The organism is Pseudofrankia saprophytica, from assembly GCF_000235425.2.
Taxonomy (GTDB): domain Bacteria; phylum Actinomycetota; class Actinomycetes; order Frankiales; family Frankiaceae; genus Pseudofrankia; species Pseudofrankia saprophytica.
This window is the reverse complement of record NZ_KI912266.1, coordinates 1,071,886-1,086,336: the sequence shown is the minus strand read 5'-3', so window position 1 is coordinate 1,086,336 and position 14,451 is coordinate 1,071,886. Positions and strand designations below refer to the sequence as shown.

Here is a 14,451-nt window from a genome sequence, read left to right as displayed (position 1 = left end):
CCTTCCCCCGGGGAGGCGGGCTGATCGCATTTCGCGGTGGCTTCGGCGCTTGCGCCGCCCGGGCGCGCAGAAGGGCCCCCGGTATTTGTATTCGCAACCGTTGTCCGGTAAGCCGCCGCGCCAGGCGGGAGTTAGCTCAAGCCGCGGGCGACGAGGGTCTCGGCGATCTGCAAGGTGTTCAGGGCTGCGCCCTTGCGGAGGTTGTCGCCACACACGAAAAGCGCTACCTCGTTCGGGTCGTCCGGCGACTGGCGGATTCGGCCCACCCAGGTGGGGTCGGTGCCGACGACGTCCGCCGGCGTCGGGAACTCGCCGTTCGCTGGGTCGTCGACGACGGCCACCCCGGGGGCGCTGGTGAGCACGGCGCGGGCCTCGGCGGCGCTGACCGGGCGGGTGAACCGGGCGTGCACCGCCACCGCGTGGGTGGTGATGACCGGAACCCGCACGCAGGTCGTCGAGACGCGCAGGCTCGGCAGTCCGAGGATCTTGCGCGACTCGTTGCGGATCTTCATCTCCTCGGACGACCAGCCGCCGTCCTTGAGTGAGCCGGCCCAGGGGACCACGTTGAGCGCGAGCGGAGCCGGGAACGGCCCGAGGGCGTCCTCACCGAGGGCCTTGCGCACGTCGCCGGCGGCCTGGCCGAGGTCGCGGCGGCCGCCGACGACGGCCAGCTGGTCATAGAGCGCGTCGATGCCGGCCTGCCCGGCGCCGCTGGCCGCCTGGTAGGACGTGGCGAACAGCGACTCGAGGCCGAACTCGCGGTGCAGCGCGCCGACGGCGACGATCATCGACAGCGTCGTGCAGTTCGGGTTGGCGATGATCCCGCGTGGCGTGTCCGCGAGCGCGTCGGCGTTGACCTCCGGGACGATCAGCGGCACGTCCGCGTCCATCCGGAACGCGCCGGAGTTGTCGACGGCGATCGCTCCGCGCTCGGCGGCGACCGGTGCCCACTGGGCGGAGACCTCGTCGGGCACGTCGAACATCGCGATGTCGACACCGTCGAAGACCTCGGGCGCGAGCGCCTGGACGACCACGTCCTCGCCGCGTACCCGCAGCGTCCGCCCCGCCGAGCGGGCGGAGGCGATCAGGCGAATCTCACCCCAGATGTCCGGGCGCTCGTCCAGCAGCGACAGCATGACGGTGCCCACGGCTCCGGTCGCGCCAACGATGGCAAGGGTAGGACGGCGCACAATCTCGTCGGCCACGGCCGAAGTTCCTCTCCATATGGGCTTGCTCTTGCTGAAGTCAGGCGAGGGGCCCCGGGGTCCCTGCCGGATCGCGAAGCGATCTGGGAGGTCTGCGATCTGCCTGCCTACCCGTGATCAACGCCGAGCGTCCGGTATGCGTTCACCCGTGCATGGGCAGATCGGTGGGAAGCTAGCGGCCGGTGCCGGCGTAGACGATGGCCTGGTTGTCGGGGTCGCCGAGCTCGAAGGCGTCGTGGACCGCCCGGACGGCGCCCGGCAGGTCGGTGTCGCGGACGACGACCGAGATCCGGATCTCGGAGGTCGAGATGATCTCGACGTTCACACCCGAGTCCGCGAGCGCGCCGAAGAACCGGGCGGACACACCGGGATGCGACTTCATCCCCGCGCCGATCAGCGACAGCTTGCCGATGTGGTCGTCGTACAGGGTCTTCTCGAAGCCGATCTCCTCGCGCACCTTGTCGAGCGCGGCCAGCGCGATGCGGCCGTCCGTCTTCGGCAGCGTGAACGAGATGTCCGTGCGGCCGCTGCCGGCGACCGAGCCGACCTGGACGATCATGTCGAGGTTGACGTCCGAGTTCGCGACGGCGCGGAACACAGCCGCCGCGACCCCGGGCTTGTCCGGGCAGCCGACGACCGTCACCTTCGCCTCGCTGTTGTCGTGCGCGACGCCGCGGATGATGGCCTGTTCCACGAGTTCAGCCTCCGGAATGTCGATGACCCAGGTTCCCGGCTTCGTCGCGAACGACGAGCGGACATGGACGGGAACGCTGTAGCGGCGGGCGTACTCGACGCAGCGCAGCATGAGGACCTTGGCGCCGCTGGCGGCGAGCTCGAGCATCTCCTCGTAGGAGAGCGTGTCGATCTTCCGCGCGTTCGGCACGATCCGCGGGTCGGCGGTGAAGACGCCGTCCACGTCGGTGTAGATCTCGCAGACGTCGGCGTGCAGCGCGGCGGCCAGCGCGACCGCGGTGGTGTCCGAGCCGCCGCGGCCGAGCGTCGTGATGTCCTTGGTGTCCTGGCTGACGCCCTGGAAACCGGCGACGATCGCGATCGCGCCCTCGTCGAGCGCGGTGCGGATCCGGCCGGGGGTGACGTCGATGATCCGCGCCTTGCCGTGCGTGCCCGTCGTGATCACTCCGGCCTGCGAGCCGGTGAACGAGCGCGCCTCGGCACCCAGGTTGGAGATCGCCATCGCCAGCAGCGCCATCGAGATGCGCTCGCCCGAGGTCAGCAGCATGTCCAGCTCACGGGGCGGCGGCAGCGGGGACACCTGCTCGGCGAGCTCGAGCAGCTCGTCGGTCGTGTCACCCATCGCGCTCACGACGACGCACACATCGTTACCCTCGCGGCGCTGCTCGACGACCCGCTCGGCCACCCTTTTGATCTTGTCGGCGTCCGCAACGGAGGAGCCGCCGAACTTCGCCACCACCAGCGCCATGCCCTCAGGCTACAGAGTGCGGCCACCGTTCCCGACTCGTTTTTCGCCCTCCGTCGCCACGTCACCGGCTCCCGGCGTGGCCTCGCCGGTCTCGCGGCGCCGACGGCCGCCAGCCGCATCGGCGCTGGTCAGAGCCAGCCGGACTCCTCGGCGGCCCGGAGTGCCTCCATGCGGTTGCGGGCTCCGGTCTTGGCGATCGCGGCGGACAGGTAGTTGCGGACGGTGCCCTCGGACAGGAACAGCCGGCCGGCGATGTCGGCCACGGTCGCCCCGTCGCGCGCCGCGACGAGGACGTCGCGCTCGCGGGCGGTGAGCGGGCTAGGACCGGTGGCGAGCGTCGCGGCGGCGAGCGTCGGGTCGACGACCCGCTCGCCCCGGGAGACCCGGCGCACCGCCTCCGCGAGCGCGTCCGGCGGCGCGTCCTTGACGACGAAGCCCAGCGCCCCGGCCTCCATCGCCCGGCGCAGGTAGCCAGCCCTCCCGAAGGTGGTCACGATGAGCACCCGGCTGGCCGGCCGAGCGGCGCGCACCGCGCCAGCGGCGGCCAGCCCGTCGATTCCGGGCATCTCGACGTCCATCAGCACGACGTCCGGCAGCAGCTCCCTGACGGCCGCGACGACCTCGTCGCCGCGGCCGACCTGCCCGACGATCTCGATGTCGTCCTCCAGCGACAGCAACGCGGCCAGCGCCCCGCGGACCAGGTGCTGGTCGTCGGCGAGCAGCACGCGGATCACGCCGGCACCACCGCGCGCAGCCGGAAGCCTCCGCCCTCCCCTGTCGCGTCACCCGCCGCGCCCGCCGCCGGCGCGCCGGACGCGACGTCGGCATCGGCGCCCGCGTCTGCATCCGCGTCGTTCGACGTGGGCCGAGCGGGGCCGGTCTCCAGCCGCCCGCCCGCCGCGGCGACCCGCTCGGCGAGCCCCTCGAGCCCATGGCCGGGGGCGCCCCGCTCCGCGCGGGTCCCCGTCCCCGTCCGAGCGGACGGCACGAGGGCCGCCGGAGCAGCCAGGCCGGCCGGGTCGGCCACGCCAGCCGGGCCGGCGGTGGCGCCCCGTGGCAGGGGGCCGCGACCGTCGTCGACGACCTCGATGGACCTGTCCGTCAGCGCCACCTGGACGGATCGCGCGCCGCTGTGCCGCACGACGTTGGTCACTCCCTCCCGCAACACCCAGCCGAACAGCTCGCTCAGCTCGGCCGGAACCTGCTCGACGGCCGCAGGCAGCTCCGCGTCGATGCCCGCGGCGCGCAGCACCTCCCGCGCGGAGGCCACCTCGCCGGCCAGGCTCACCGGCCGGTAGCCGGCCAGCGCCGCCCGCACGTCGGCGAGCCCCTCCCGGCCGAGCGCCGCCACCTGCGCCATCTCGGCCGCCGCCCGGCCCGGGTCGCGGCCGACGATCCGGGACGCGAGCTCGGCCTTGACCGTGATCGTCGTCAACGCGTGCCCCAGCAGATCGTGCATGTCCCGGCTGATCCGCAGCCGCTCCTGCTCCTTGGCCAGCCGCTCGATCTCCCGCCGGGCCTGGAACAGCTCGATCTGGTGCCGCGTCCCGGTCCGCATCACGTAGAGAGCGAAGACCACGAGCATGATCGGCCCGGAGAGCGACCACTGCTCGCCGTGCACGTCCCAGCTCGGGACGTACTGCGGCAGCCAGGTGACCGCCGCCGCCATCGCCAGGATGATCGGCAGTCCGATCACCGGGAGCAGCAGCATGGCGAAGGCGACGGAGTCGAAGACCGGCATCACCAGCCCGCTGCGGCCCAGCACGACCAGGTAGACAACGGTGATACCGGGCATCCCGACCAGCACCGTCGCCTGATAGCGCCGCGGCCCGCCGAACATCGCCCGGGGAAGCGGGCCGACGTAGAGGTAGGCGAACGCGGCCAGCAGGATCAGCCCGAGCGCTATCCGCGGCGGCCGGTCATTCGCGAACAGGTCGCCGACCGAGTATCCGAGGTAGACCAGCCAGATCGCCGCGGTGCGCCGCCACCGGCCGACGCCGGCCTCACGCCCGAGCGCGTTCTCCCCCCGGATCGGCTCCAGGAAGAACCGCCGGACCACCGCGAGCGTGTCCTGCGACGGCTCACCCGCCGTCTGGCCCATCGCCATGCTGGTACCCGTCACCACGCTCGTCGCCTCGATCGTCGTCCTGCGCTGTCAGGCTCGCAGCTGGTCACGGGAGTAGGCCCGGGCCGCGAGCCGGCCGAAAACAACGGTCCATACCGCCAGGATGACCAGACCGCGCCAGCCGAGCCAACTACCGGCGATCACCTCGCGGCCGGCGTCGGCCGTCCAGTACACCGGCAGCGCCTTCGCGATCCCGGCCATCCAGTCCGGGAACTGCTCGACCGGTACCCACACGCCGCCGGCAAGCGCGAGCAGCGAGGAGACCGCGCCGGACAGCTGCGCCGCGTTGTCGGCGCGCAGCAGGTAGCCCAGCCAGATCCCGAACGCGGCCAACGGCACCATGCCGATCAGTACCCACAGGCCGACGACGAAGTATGTGTGCACTGCCAGCTTGGCGCGGCCGAGCGCGCCCGCCTCGACGAACACCACGACCAGCGCGGGCAGCGCCAGCGTGAACGAGGTGAGCACCTTGGTGAGCAGATAGTGGCCACCGGTGAGCGCGGTCAGCCGCAGCTGGCGGCTCCAGCCACCCGTGCGCTCCAGCGCGATCCGCCCGGCGGTGCCGACGACGGACACCATCGCGCCGAAGGTCGCCATGCTGACCATGACGTACGGGCCAACGGTGATGTCGCCGAGCTGGTCGCCGGCGTCGCTCGAGGTGAAGGCGGCGAACATGATGAAGGGAAACGTCACGCTGAAGATCAGGAAGCGTGGGTTGCGCCAGATCCGGCCTATCTCGAACCGGGTGTAGCGGGCGGTCAGCAGGGCCGGGTTCATCGCGAGGTCTCCTTGGCCCATTCCTGAGATGCCCATTCCTGACGTGCCGACGCCTGGGGCGGCGCGGCCTGGGGCGGCGCGGCGTGGTCCGTGGGGGCGCTGGTGAGGGCGACGAAGGCGTCCTCCAGGCCGGCGCCGGTGATCTCGATGTCCCGGACGTCCGGGGCGGCGGCGAGCAGCGCCCGCAGTGCCCGGTCGCTGTCGGCGCACGCCAGCTCGATCGTCTCGCCGCGAGCCTCGGCCCTGGTGACTCCGGGCAGCGGCCCGAACGTCGCGAGCCGGCCCGTCTCGGCGCCGGGCAGCGTCGCGCGGATCGTCCGGCCGCCGACCTGCGCCTTCACCTCGGTCGTGGGACCGTCCACGACGACCTCGCCCGCGCGCAGCAGCACGATCCGGTCGGCGAAGTCGTCGGCCTCGGCCAGGTAATGGGTCGCGAACAGCACGGTGCGCCCCTCGGCGGCCCATTCCCGCGTCGCCGCCCAGAACGCGAGCCGCGCGGCCACGTCCATCGCCGCCGTCGGCTCGTCCAGCACCAGCAGGGCGGGATCGGGCAGCAGCGCGGCCGCGAAGCGGACCCGCTGACGCTGGCCGCCGGAGAGCCGCTCGGTGCGGGTACCGGCCAGGTCGGCCGCGCCCGCGCGGCGCAGCACCTCGGCGGTGGGCAGCGGGTGCGGGTAGAGCCCGCGCAGCGCGTCGAGCACCGCGCCGACCGTCGCGTACGGGAGCAGGCCCCCGTTCTGCAGCATCGCGCCGACCAGCCCGTTCGCGCAGGCCTGCCGCGGCTCCTGGCCGAACAGGCTGACCGTGCCGCGGTCGGGCCTGGTCAGGCCCAGCAGGATGTCGATGGCGGTGGACTTGCCGGCACCGTTCGGGCCGAGCAACGCGACGACCTGGCCGGCGGGGACGGTCAGGCTCACCCCGGCCACCGCCTTCGTCGCCCCATAGCCCCGGTGGACGCCGTCGAGCACGATCGGCGCTGCGCCGGGAGACCTCGGCGCGGCGGGCGCGGCCGGCGCGGCCGGCGTCGGGGATGACCTCGCGGATGGCCTGGTGGTGGTCGCGGGGGATGGCGCCGCGGGGCCGGTGCCGCGGGCCCGGCGGGTGGCGCGCTCGTCTCGCGGCGGCCGCGACGCGTTGAATCTGGGCATGCCAGCAGGGTGCTGCCCAGGGCGATCCTCGCGTCAGTCATGACCGTCACGACCCCGCCATGACATCCGTCATCTCGCTGATCGGCCGCGCGCTGGGGCCTGCGCGCTAGGGCCTGTGCGCTGGGCCTGCTCGGTGGGCCCTCGCGGGACGGGCACCCCGCTCGTCCCGCGATGGTGCGTTCGTTGCCGAGTCCGTGCTGTTTCGGTGTTGTTGCGTCGTCGAACACGCCCAGGGGTGGCCCCGACGGCCGGTTGCGGTGTCCGGCGCGCGACGGGCCGGCTGATCGGTCGGACGAATTGTGCGAAGGTGTTCGCGACCAGCGCTGCTCACTGTCATGGCCGTCGATGCTTGTGGAATAGATCGGCCAGGAAGGACTCATACATGGCCATCAGCCTCGCCAAGGGCGGCAACGTCAGCCTGACGAAGACGGCGGCTGACGCCGGCAACCCGCAGCTCACGACGCTCACCGTCGGCCTCGGCTGGGATGCCCGCACCACCACCGGAACCGAGTTCGACCTCGACGCGTCGGCCATCGCCGTCAGCGAGAGCAACAAGGTCGTCTCGGACGGGCATTTCGTCTTCTTCAACAACCTGAAGTCGCCCGATGGCGCGATCGAGCTGTCCGGCGACAACCGGACCGGCGAGGGCGAGGGCGACGACGAGTCGGTCGTCATCAACCTCGGTCTCGTCCCGGCCGACGCTGCCAAGATCGTCGTCCCGGTGTCCATCTACGACGCCGTCAACCGGGCCCAGAACTTCGGCCAGGTCCGCAACGCCTACATCCGCGTCGTGGACCAGAACGGCACCGAGCTCGTCCGCTACGACCTGTCCGAGGACTACTCGACCGAGACGGTCGTCATCTTCGGTGAGGTGTACCGCAACGGCGCCGACTGGAAGTTCCGCGCTGTCGGCCAGGGCCACAACGACCTCGCCGGTCTCGCGCGCGACTACGGGGTCAACGTCTGAGCCCCTCGGGGTAGCCCTCGGAGGTCGCCTCGCCCGGCCGCCCGGCGCTTGAACGCCGCACGTCGGGCGCCAGGCGCCAGGCGTCCTTTGCGCTCGTTCCGGGTCGGTCCAGAGGCATTGGGCCGACCCGGGCCGCGTCGCCGCTAGGCGTTGATCGTCGTTTCCGTCCTCCCGCGGTCGTTCGCGGGGCCGGCTGACGACCATCGAAGAGCACAAACGGCGATCACGCCGCTGGTGGCCGGTGGCGTTTCGGCGCGCGGTCGGCCTGGGTGGCGGCCGGGTGTGTCGTGGTGCTGTACCGGCGAACCGAGGCTTGGCGGGACAGGCAGCGGGGGCGGTGGGAGTCTTCGGGCATGGCCGCGGGCGCGAACATGATGGTGGGCTGGCAGGTGGCGAAGCCGGGGCCGGCGGCCACGGGGCCGCTGCGTCAGGTCGAACTGCCGGTGCCCGAGCCTGGCCATGGTCAGGTCCGGCTGCGCGTGCTCGCCTGTGGGGTGTGCCGGACGGACCTGCATCTGGCCGAGGGTGACCTGACACCTCGCCGTCCGTTCACCATCCCGGGTCACGAGGTCGTCGGCCGGCTGGACGCGGTTGGGCCCGGCGTCGACGTCGAGGCCCACTGGCCGGGGCTGGGGCCGGACGGGCGGCTGGGCATCGCCTGGCTGGCCGGCACGGACGGCACCTGCGGTTACTGCCGCCGTGGCGCGGAGAACCTCTGCCCGGCGTCCACCTACACCGGCTGGGACGTCGACGGCGGCTATGCGCAGTACGCCGTCGTGAACGCTGACTATGCCTACCTGCTCCCGGCTGGCTATGACGACGGTGAGCTCGCGCCCCTGCTGTGCGCCGGGATCGTCGGCTACCGGGCGTTGCGGCGCGCCGAGCTGCCGCCGGGCGGACGGCTCGGCATCTACGGCTTCGGCGCCTCCGCGCATCTTGCCGCCCAGGTGGCGCTCGCCGAGGGCGCCACTGTGCACGTGATGACGCGCTCGGCGGACGCCCAACGGCTGGCGGTGGCGCTGGGTGCCTCTTCCGTCACCGGCGCCTACGACGCCCCGCCCGAGCCGCTGGACGCGGCGGTGCTGTTCGCGCCGGTCGGCGACCTGGTGCCGGTCGCGCTCGAGGCGCTCGACCGCGGCGGCACCCTGTCGACCGCCGGGATCCACCTTTCGGACGTCCCGACGTTGAACTACCAGCGCCACCTGTTCCAAGAGCGCTCGATGCGCAGCACCACCGCGAACACCCGGGCCGACGGCACCGAGTTCCTGGAGATCGCCGCCCGTCACCGGCTGGAGGTGACCGTGACGCCCTACCCGCTCGCCGTCGCCGACCGTGCCCTGGCGGACCTCGCCGCCGACCGCGTCACCGGCGCCGCGGTCCTCTTCCCCGACCTCTGATCCTCGCCCACGTGATCCTCGCCCCCGTCGCCGTCATCAGTCGGTCCGTTGAGCGCGGGTGGACCAGGTTCGCAGGGTGAGCGTGCCGATCGCCGTGAGCGCGGCGGCGGTGGCGACCTCGCGGGGGAGGCGGTGGCGGGCCTCGTTCTGGATCGCCTCGTGGAAACGGTCGAATCGAACCGGCCAAGGGCTGCGGCCGACGAAGAAGCGGCCGATCTTGTCGGTGTCCGGCAGGCAGGCACCCGTCATCCCGGCAAGCACGCCGAGCCGGACGGCCGCCGGCGCCGACGCGGTCAACAGCGCCATCGCGGCGAGCCCCGCGACGCCGTCCTTCTTCGCGATCGGCAGCCATTCCGACTCGGTGTTCGGGCCCGTGCCCCAATGCGGCAGCGCGTCCATCACGAGGTGGGACACGAAGCCCGCGGCAAGCGCCGCCCCCGGCCGGCGGATGGCCATGCCGACCAGAGCGCCCGCTCCGACGTGCGAACTTATGATCATCTGGTGTACCCGCTCCTGACAGGACCGGTCGGGTCCGGCTCGCGTTCCACGTTCCACGTTCCACGCTGCCATCCGGCCACCGGCGCACCACGACCGGGGGTGGGCATCCGATCGACGTTTCGGCATGGCTCTGACGGGTTATCGAATGTCGGGATAGCTCCCGAGATGTACTCGTATTGCGATGCGTAAGGGGCGGATGGCAGACTGTCCACCGGTGGAAACGGAGCGTGGTTCACGCTGGACACGGGCATCCCGGGCCGCCTGGCTGGACTGATCGCCCGTTCCAGGGCCGCGGTGGCGGATGGCTGGAGGAGGCGCTGGGCGTGATCGGCCTGACCCAGTCGTGGATCCTCATCCACAATGTCACTCCCACTCGGATGCTCCGCATGCTGCCCGTGCGCGCGAGCCTCACCGGAGCGGCTCCCCGCGCTCCGGTGTTGCCCGGCCTGGCCCCCGGTGCTGTCGTGTCGGTCGCCTGGCGGCTCGATGGAGCCGGCCAGGTGGTCGGCGCGTTGCTGCCGCCGGGGCACCCGACCGGCGGCCCGCTGGGTGCGCGAGTCCTCGCCGGGGAGGGAATCTGGCCGGCGACGATGTGGCCCGCCGGTCAGGAGATCTCCCGAGAAAGCTCGCTGATCGAGCTGACAGCGGAGTCGGCTCGCCTGGTGGTGCACGCCTCCGGCCAGGAGATCGCCGGCACGGTCGATCAGCCTGGCCGACCGCGGGCCGCCCACCCGCCATTGCGCAGGCTCGTGACTGACCTGCGCCGCGACAACCGGCAGGTGCGCATCAGAGCGGCCGACAGGGTCTGGTGGCTGCGAGCGGCGGGTGTCTTCGGGGTGCGGGTCAGCCGCGGTGGCCAGCCGGTCTACCTGACCCGTGGCATGGTCGGGCACTTCTCCGTGGAGGCGGACGAGCTGGACATCAGCGTTGTTCTGCTGACGCTATCGGCGATTCCCAGCTCCACCTACGCGCCAGTCCTCGGCTTCTAGCCTCGCTGGCGGCCGTCAGGGGGAGCGGCGGCCGTCAGGGGGAGACGGTGCGGCGGCCCTCGAAGGCGCGGCCCAGGGTTACCTCGTCCGCCCATTCCAGGTCGCCGCCCATCGGCAGCCCGCTCGCCAGCCGGGAAACGGTCAGGCCCATCGGGGCGATCTGGCGGGCGAGGTAGCTCGCGGTGACCTCACCCTCGGTGTTCGGGTCGGTTGCCAGGATCAGCTCGGTCACCGAGCCGTCGGCCAGCCGCGCGATCAGCTCGCGGATGTGCAGGTCGTCGGGGCCAACGCCGCCGATCGGGTTGATCGCCCCGCCCAGCACGTGGTACCGGCCGCGGAACTCACGGGTGCGCTCGACCGCGACGACGTCCTTCGACTCCTCGACGACACAGATCACCGTCGTGTCGCGGCGCGGGTCGGAGCAGATCCGGCACAGCTCGGCCTGGGCCACGTTGAAGCAGATCCGGCAGAACCGGACCTTGTCCTTGACCTCGAGGAGCGCCTTGGCGAGCCGGCGGACGTCTGCCGGGTCGGCGGCGAGAACGTGGAACGCGATGCGCTGGGCGCTCTTCGGCCCGATCCCGGGAAGCATCCCGAGCTCGTCGATCAGGTCCTGGACGACGCCTTCATACACGTTTGCCTTACCGTCCCGCGCCGTCAGCGCCGTCAGTCCAGAAACCCATCAGGCCACGATGTCGTGAGCCGAGCTGTGCCGTCAGCCGAGCTGCGGAAAGCCGCCCGGCATCCCTGGCAGCCCGCCACCGGGGCCGCCTAGGCCTCCGAGCACGTCGCCCAGGCCGCCGGTGGCCGCCGCCATCTTCTGCTCGGCCAGCTTGTGCGCGTTCGTCGTGGCGTCACGCACCGCGGCCAGCACCAGGTCGGCGAGGGTCTCGGTGTCGTCCGGGTCCACGGCCTGCGGGCTGATCTTCAGGTCGACCAGCTCGCCGCCGCCGTTCACGGTCGCGGTGACCAGCCCGCCACTCGCGCTGCCCTCGACACGGGCCTCCGCCAGCTCCCGCTGCGCGGTGACCATCGCGGCCTGCATCTTCTGCGCCTGCTCGAAGAGCGCCCCGAAGCCACCGGCCGCGTCGCCGCCGAGCCCGCCGAACGGCTCCCCAGGATTCGACATGACCATGATCCTACGTCCGCCGCGAGGAGTATCCGTGCCCACACCAGGGGCCGCCGCCTATGCGGATGGTGCGGAGGCCGGGGAAGCCCTGGCGGTGGGGCTCGCCGACCTCACCGGCCGTCACGACAGCGCGTCGGCCATCCGATGGGCGACGGTCAGTGAGGGCGTGCCGCCACCTTCCGACCGCGTGGGGCTTCCCGAGGACGTCCGCCCGTTTCGGAACGATCCTTTCAAGATCAGTCAGACGCTACGCGCCGCCGGTGACGCGCAACGTCTGACTGATCTTGAGTCCGATGGTGCCGGCGACGTGCCCGACCGGGCTGCCATGAGGATCATGGGACGGTCGACGGGCATGCGCCGCCGCTACCAGCACCTCACCGATCCCGTGTTGAAGGACGCGGCGGGCCGGCTCGACCAGCTTCTATGGGAGGCCCGACGTCCAGCGAATCCGCTGAGCGAGACCAAGACTGAGACCAGATGATCCGCGGGCGGGGTGTTTCGCGCAGAGTTGCGACAGAGCCGCGAAGGCGGGCGAAGTCTGGCGTCGAGGATTCCAGGGGGTCGCCCCCCGGCAGGCATGGCGTCCTCCGCGATAGCGAAGGTGCTGCGTACCGAGCAGCCCGCCGAGCGGAGGACGCGGGATTCGAACCCGCGAGGGTGTAAGCCCAACACGCTTTCCAAGCGTGCGCCCTAGGCCACTAGGCGAGTCCTCCGTCGACGAGAGTACCGGATCGTGGGCGTGTCGGGGCCGGCGGGCGGGGCCCGAGCGAGGATCTCCGGGGTGTCTCAGCCCGGGGTGCCCCAGGCGCCAAGATCGGCGCCAGGGGGCTAGACTGCGGAGCAGACCCCTCGTGTGGCGTCATCCTCGTGAACCTCCCCAGGGCCGGAAGGCAGCAAGGATAAGCGGGCTCTGGCGGGTGCGCGAGGGGTCCTCTTGTTCGCCGTCCTTTGGACGGCTTCCCCGGGCTCGTGATGTCTGCCCCGGGGGCGACCCCCGGACCCCCGATGTCGTGCTTCGCGACTTTGAGGCGCGGTTCTGCTGATGTCTGCCTGGGGGGCGACCCCCGGACGCCCGGTGTCGTGCTTCGCGCGACTCTGAGGCGTGACGCGGTGGCTCCGCGGCGCGGCTCCGCCGCTCCGCGGGCGGAGACCGGCGAGGGCGGGGTGGTCTTCGTCGCCGCCGCCGTCCCTGGGATGGCTTCCCGGGTTGGCGAGGGCTGTGCTTTGGAGTGACCCGGGGACTCCCGGTGTCGCGGTTCGCGCGATCCTGGGGGGCGGAGTGGTCCCCGCATCGGTGGGCGCGCGGAGGCGGAGAATGGGCCTGCCCCGTTCCCCTGGCAGTCCAGGCACCGGATCGGGGCAGGTAGTGACGCGGGCTGCGAGGGCGGGTTGGCGAGCGCAGGAGCAAGCTCGCGGAGCCGCCTTCCGAGGGACGAGGAAGGCGGTGGAGTGAGTGCGGCCGGACCTACCAGCAGACCTCCCGGATCGGCTTCGCCGATCCGGCAGGGACCCCGGACTACGCAAGCTTCATCAATCCGGCAGGAACCCCGGGAGTGAGCTCGAGACACTGTGAGCACAGCGCTGTACAACCGGTACCGGCCCGCGATGTTCAGCCAGGTCGTCGGGCAGGAGCATGTGACGTCGGCGCTGATGCAGGCGCTGCGGACCGGCCGGCTGCACCATGCCTATCTGTTCAGCGGCCCGCGCGGCTGCGGGAAGACCTCGTCGGCGCGGATCCTCGCCGCCTCGCTCAACTGCGAGCAGGGGCCGACGCCTGAACCGTGTGGCGTGTGCGACCAGTGCGTGTCCATCCGGACCGGCTCGTCGATGGACGTCACCGAGATCGACGCCGCCTCGCACGGCCTCGTGGACGACGCTCGTGACCTGCGGGAACGCGCGTTCTTCGCGCCGGCCTCGGCCCGGTTCAAGGTCTTCGTGGTGGACGAGGCGCACATGGTGACCGCCGCGGCGTTCAACGCGCTGCTCAAGGTCGTCGAGGAGCCGCCACCCTACCTGAAGTTCATCTTCGCGACGACCGAGCCGGACAAGGTGATCGCCACCATCCGGTCCAGGACGCATCACTACGCCTTCCGGCTGGTGCCGCCTGGGGTGCTGCGCGATCATCTGGCCTCGATATGCGCCCAGGAAGGCGCCGAGATCGACCCGTCGGTGCTCCCGCTGGTGGTCCGCGCTGGCGCCGGCTCGGTGCGCGACTCGCTGTCGGTGCTCGATCAGCTGCTGGCGGGCGCCGGTCCCGAGGGACTGCGCTACGAGCGGGCGGTCGCGCTGCTCGGGATGACCGACGGGGTGCTGCTCGACGAGGCCGTCGACGCGCTCGCCGCCCGCGACGGGGCGACGCTGTTCACCGTGGTCGACAAGGTCGTGGGGTCGGGGCACGACCCGCGCCGCTTCACCGCGGACCTGCTGGAGCGGCTGCGCGACCTCATTCTGATCAATGCGGTGCCCGACGCGGTCGAGCGCGGCCTCCTCGACGCCTTCTCGTCCGACCAGATCGACCGGATGAAGGCCCAGGCTGGCAGGGTCGGCCCGGCGGAGCTGTCGCGGACCGCCGACGTGCTGCACGCCGGCCTGGCGGAGATGCGCGGGACGGCGAGTCCCCGGCTGCTCCTCGAGCTCGTCCTGGCCAGGGCGTTGCTGCCGGGCGCGGCGACGGACCAGGCCGCCATGCTCGTCCGCCTGGAACGGCTGGAGCGCGGCTTGGCCGCGGGTGTCCCGGCCGCCGCGGGCGCCCCGGCCTTGGCGGCTCCCGCGGCC

The 14,451-nt window shown here is 72.1% G+C and carries 14 protein-coding genes, 1 tRNA gene and 1 other RNA gene; 6 read left to right on the top strand and 10 right to left on the bottom strand.

Annotated elements, in window-relative coordinates; all coding sequences use genetic code 11:
• Positions 1–131 precede the first annotated feature (131 nt).
• From FRCN3DRAFT_RS0204740 to FRCN3DRAFT_RS42660, 6 genes are all read right to left on the bottom strand, one after another.
• The gene (locus FRCN3DRAFT_RS0204740) at positions 132–1,205 is read right to left on the bottom strand and encodes an aspartate-semialdehyde dehydrogenase (RefSeq protein ID WP_007513154.1); all 1,074 of its coding nucleotides are present in this window, start codon (positions 1,203–1,205) and stop codon (positions 132–134) included.
• A 172-nt stretch (positions 1,206–1,377) separates the two neighbouring features.
• Positions 1,378–2,646: an aspartate kinase gene (locus FRCN3DRAFT_RS0204735; RefSeq protein ID WP_007513156.1), complete on the bottom strand. Its 1,269-nt coding sequence runs from the start codon at positions 2,644–2,646 to the stop codon at positions 1,378–1,380.
• Between the two features lie 128 nt (positions 2,647–2,774).
• Positions 2,775–3,380, bottom strand: coding sequence for a response regulator transcription factor (locus tag FRCN3DRAFT_RS0204730; protein WP_007513158.1), 606 nt, complete (start codon positions 3,378–3,380; stop codon positions 2,775–2,777).
• Positions 3,377–4,771 (bottom strand): sensor histidine kinase, encoded by a 1,395-nt coding sequence (locus tag FRCN3DRAFT_RS0204725; RefSeq protein WP_007513160.1) that lies wholly within the window; start codon positions 4,769–4,771, stop codon positions 3,377–3,379. The genes FRCN3DRAFT_RS0204730 and FRCN3DRAFT_RS0204725 overlap by 4 nt, the downstream gene beginning before the upstream one ends.
• 30 nt (positions 4,772–4,801) lie before the next feature.
• The gene (locus FRCN3DRAFT_RS0204720; RefSeq protein WP_007513162.1) at positions 4,802–5,548 is read right to left on the bottom strand and encodes an ABC transporter permease; all 747 of its coding nucleotides are present in this window, start codon (positions 5,546–5,548) and stop codon (positions 4,802–4,804) included.
• Positions 5,545–6,696, bottom strand: a complete 1,152-nt coding sequence (locus FRCN3DRAFT_RS42660; RefSeq protein WP_007513163.1) for an ABC transporter ATP-binding protein — start codon at positions 6,694–6,696, stop codon at positions 5,545–5,547. Before FRCN3DRAFT_RS42660 ends, FRCN3DRAFT_RS0204720 begins: the two co-directional genes overlap by 4 nt.
• A gap of 382 nt (positions 6,697–7,078) precedes the next feature.
• Between FRCN3DRAFT_RS42660 and FRCN3DRAFT_RS0204710 the strand changes: the two genes are divergently transcribed.
• Together FRCN3DRAFT_RS0204710 and FRCN3DRAFT_RS0204705 are read left to right on the top strand one after the other, a co-directional pair.
• Positions 7,079–7,663, top strand: coding sequence for a TerD family protein (locus FRCN3DRAFT_RS0204710; protein WP_007513165.1), 585 nt, complete (start codon positions 7,079–7,081; stop codon positions 7,661–7,663).
• Positions 7,664–8,037: 374 nt separating this feature from the next.
• A complete protein-coding gene (locus FRCN3DRAFT_RS0204705; protein ID WP_027140262.1) occupies positions 8,038–9,060 on the top strand; it encodes a zinc-binding alcohol dehydrogenase family protein in 1,023 nt (340 codons plus the stop codon).
• Between the two features lie 36 nt (positions 9,061–9,096).
• Here FRCN3DRAFT_RS0204705 and FRCN3DRAFT_RS0204700 read toward each other — a convergent pair whose 3' ends face one another.
• Positions 9,097–9,558 carry a hypothetical protein gene (locus FRCN3DRAFT_RS0204700; protein ID WP_007513168.1) on the bottom strand — a complete coding sequence of 154 codons (462 nt, stop codon included), beginning with the start codon at positions 9,556–9,558 and terminating at the stop codon, positions 9,097–9,099.
• 323 nt (positions 9,559–9,881) lie between these two features.
• Here FRCN3DRAFT_RS0204700 and FRCN3DRAFT_RS0204695 point away from each other — a divergent pair, with 323 nt between their 5' ends.
• Positions 9,882–10,547, top strand: a complete 666-nt coding sequence (locus FRCN3DRAFT_RS0204695) for a hypothetical protein (RefSeq protein ID WP_007513170.1) — start codon at positions 9,882–9,884, stop codon at positions 10,545–10,547.
• Positions 10,548–10,581: 34 nt separating this feature from the next.
• On the opposite strand, the gene recR is transcribed toward FRCN3DRAFT_RS0204695, so the two are convergent.
• Positions 10,582–11,181 carry a recombination mediator RecR gene (gene recR, locus FRCN3DRAFT_RS0204690; protein WP_007513172.1) on the bottom strand — a complete coding sequence of 200 codons (600 nt, stop codon included), beginning with the start codon at positions 11,179–11,181 and terminating at the stop codon, positions 10,582–10,584.
• An 81-nt stretch (positions 11,182–11,262) separates the two neighbouring features.
• Complete coding sequence (locus tag FRCN3DRAFT_RS0204685; RefSeq protein ID WP_007513174.1) at positions 11,263–11,676, bottom strand: YbaB/EbfC family nucleoid-associated protein; 414 nt, start codon at positions 11,674–11,676, stop codon at positions 11,263–11,265.
• Positions 11,677–11,770: 94 nt separating this feature from the next.
• Between FRCN3DRAFT_RS0204685 and FRCN3DRAFT_RS0204680 the strand changes: the two genes are divergently transcribed.
• Entirely contained in the window at positions 11,771–12,157 is a 387-nt protein-coding gene (locus FRCN3DRAFT_RS0204680; RefSeq protein ID WP_027140259.1) for a hypothetical protein, read from the top strand.
• A gap of 147 nt (positions 12,158–12,304) precedes the next feature.
• Here the strand turns inward: FRCN3DRAFT_RS0204680 and FRCN3DRAFT_RS0204675 are convergent.
• Positions 12,305–12,389: transfer RNA gene (locus FRCN3DRAFT_RS0204675), tRNA-Ser, on the bottom strand.
• A 127-nt stretch (positions 12,390–12,516) separates the two neighbouring features.
• Between FRCN3DRAFT_RS0204675 and ffs the strand changes: the two genes are divergently transcribed.
• Together ffs and FRCN3DRAFT_RS42655 are read left to right on the top strand one after the other, a co-directional pair.
• Positions 12,517–12,613: signal recognition particle sRNA small type (ffs, locus tag FRCN3DRAFT_RS50530), an RNA gene on the top strand.
• A 632-nt stretch (positions 12,614–13,245) separates the two neighbouring features.
• A partial coding sequence (locus FRCN3DRAFT_RS42655) for a DNA polymerase III subunit gamma and tau (RefSeq protein WP_007513177.1) occupies positions 13,246–14,451 on the top strand: 1,206 nt, incomplete at its 3' end.

Excerpts from the sequence above, each read along its gene's own strand:
- FRCN3DRAFT_RS0204735 (WP_007513156.1), bottom strand. The coding sequence starts at position 2,646 with ATGGCGCTGGTGGTGGCGAAGTTCGGCGGCTCCTCCGTTGCGGACGCC.
- FRCN3DRAFT_RS0204720 (WP_007513162.1), bottom strand. The coding sequence starts at position 5,548 with ATGAACCCGGCCCTGCTGACCGCCCGCTACACCCGGTTCGAGATAGGC.
- FRCN3DRAFT_RS42660 (WP_007513163.1), bottom strand. The coding sequence starts at position 6,696 with ATGCCCAGATTCAACGCGTCGCGGCCGCCGCGAGACGAGCGCGCCACC.
- FRCN3DRAFT_RS0204710 (WP_007513165.1), top strand. The coding sequence starts at position 7,079 with ATGGCCATCAGCCTCGCCAAGGGCGGCAACGTCAGCCTGACGAAGACG.
- FRCN3DRAFT_RS0204705 (WP_027140262.1), top strand. The coding sequence starts at position 8,038 with ATGGTGGGCTGGCAGGTGGCGAAGCCGGGGCCGGCGGCCACGGGGCCG.
- FRCN3DRAFT_RS0204700 (WP_007513168.1), bottom strand. The coding sequence starts at position 9,558 with ATGATCATAAGTTCGCACGTCGGAGCGGGCGCTCTGGTCGGCATGGCC.
- FRCN3DRAFT_RS0204685 (WP_007513174.1), bottom strand. The coding sequence starts at position 11,676 with ATGTCGAATCCTGGGGAGCCGTTCGGCGGGCTCGGCGGCGACGCGGCC.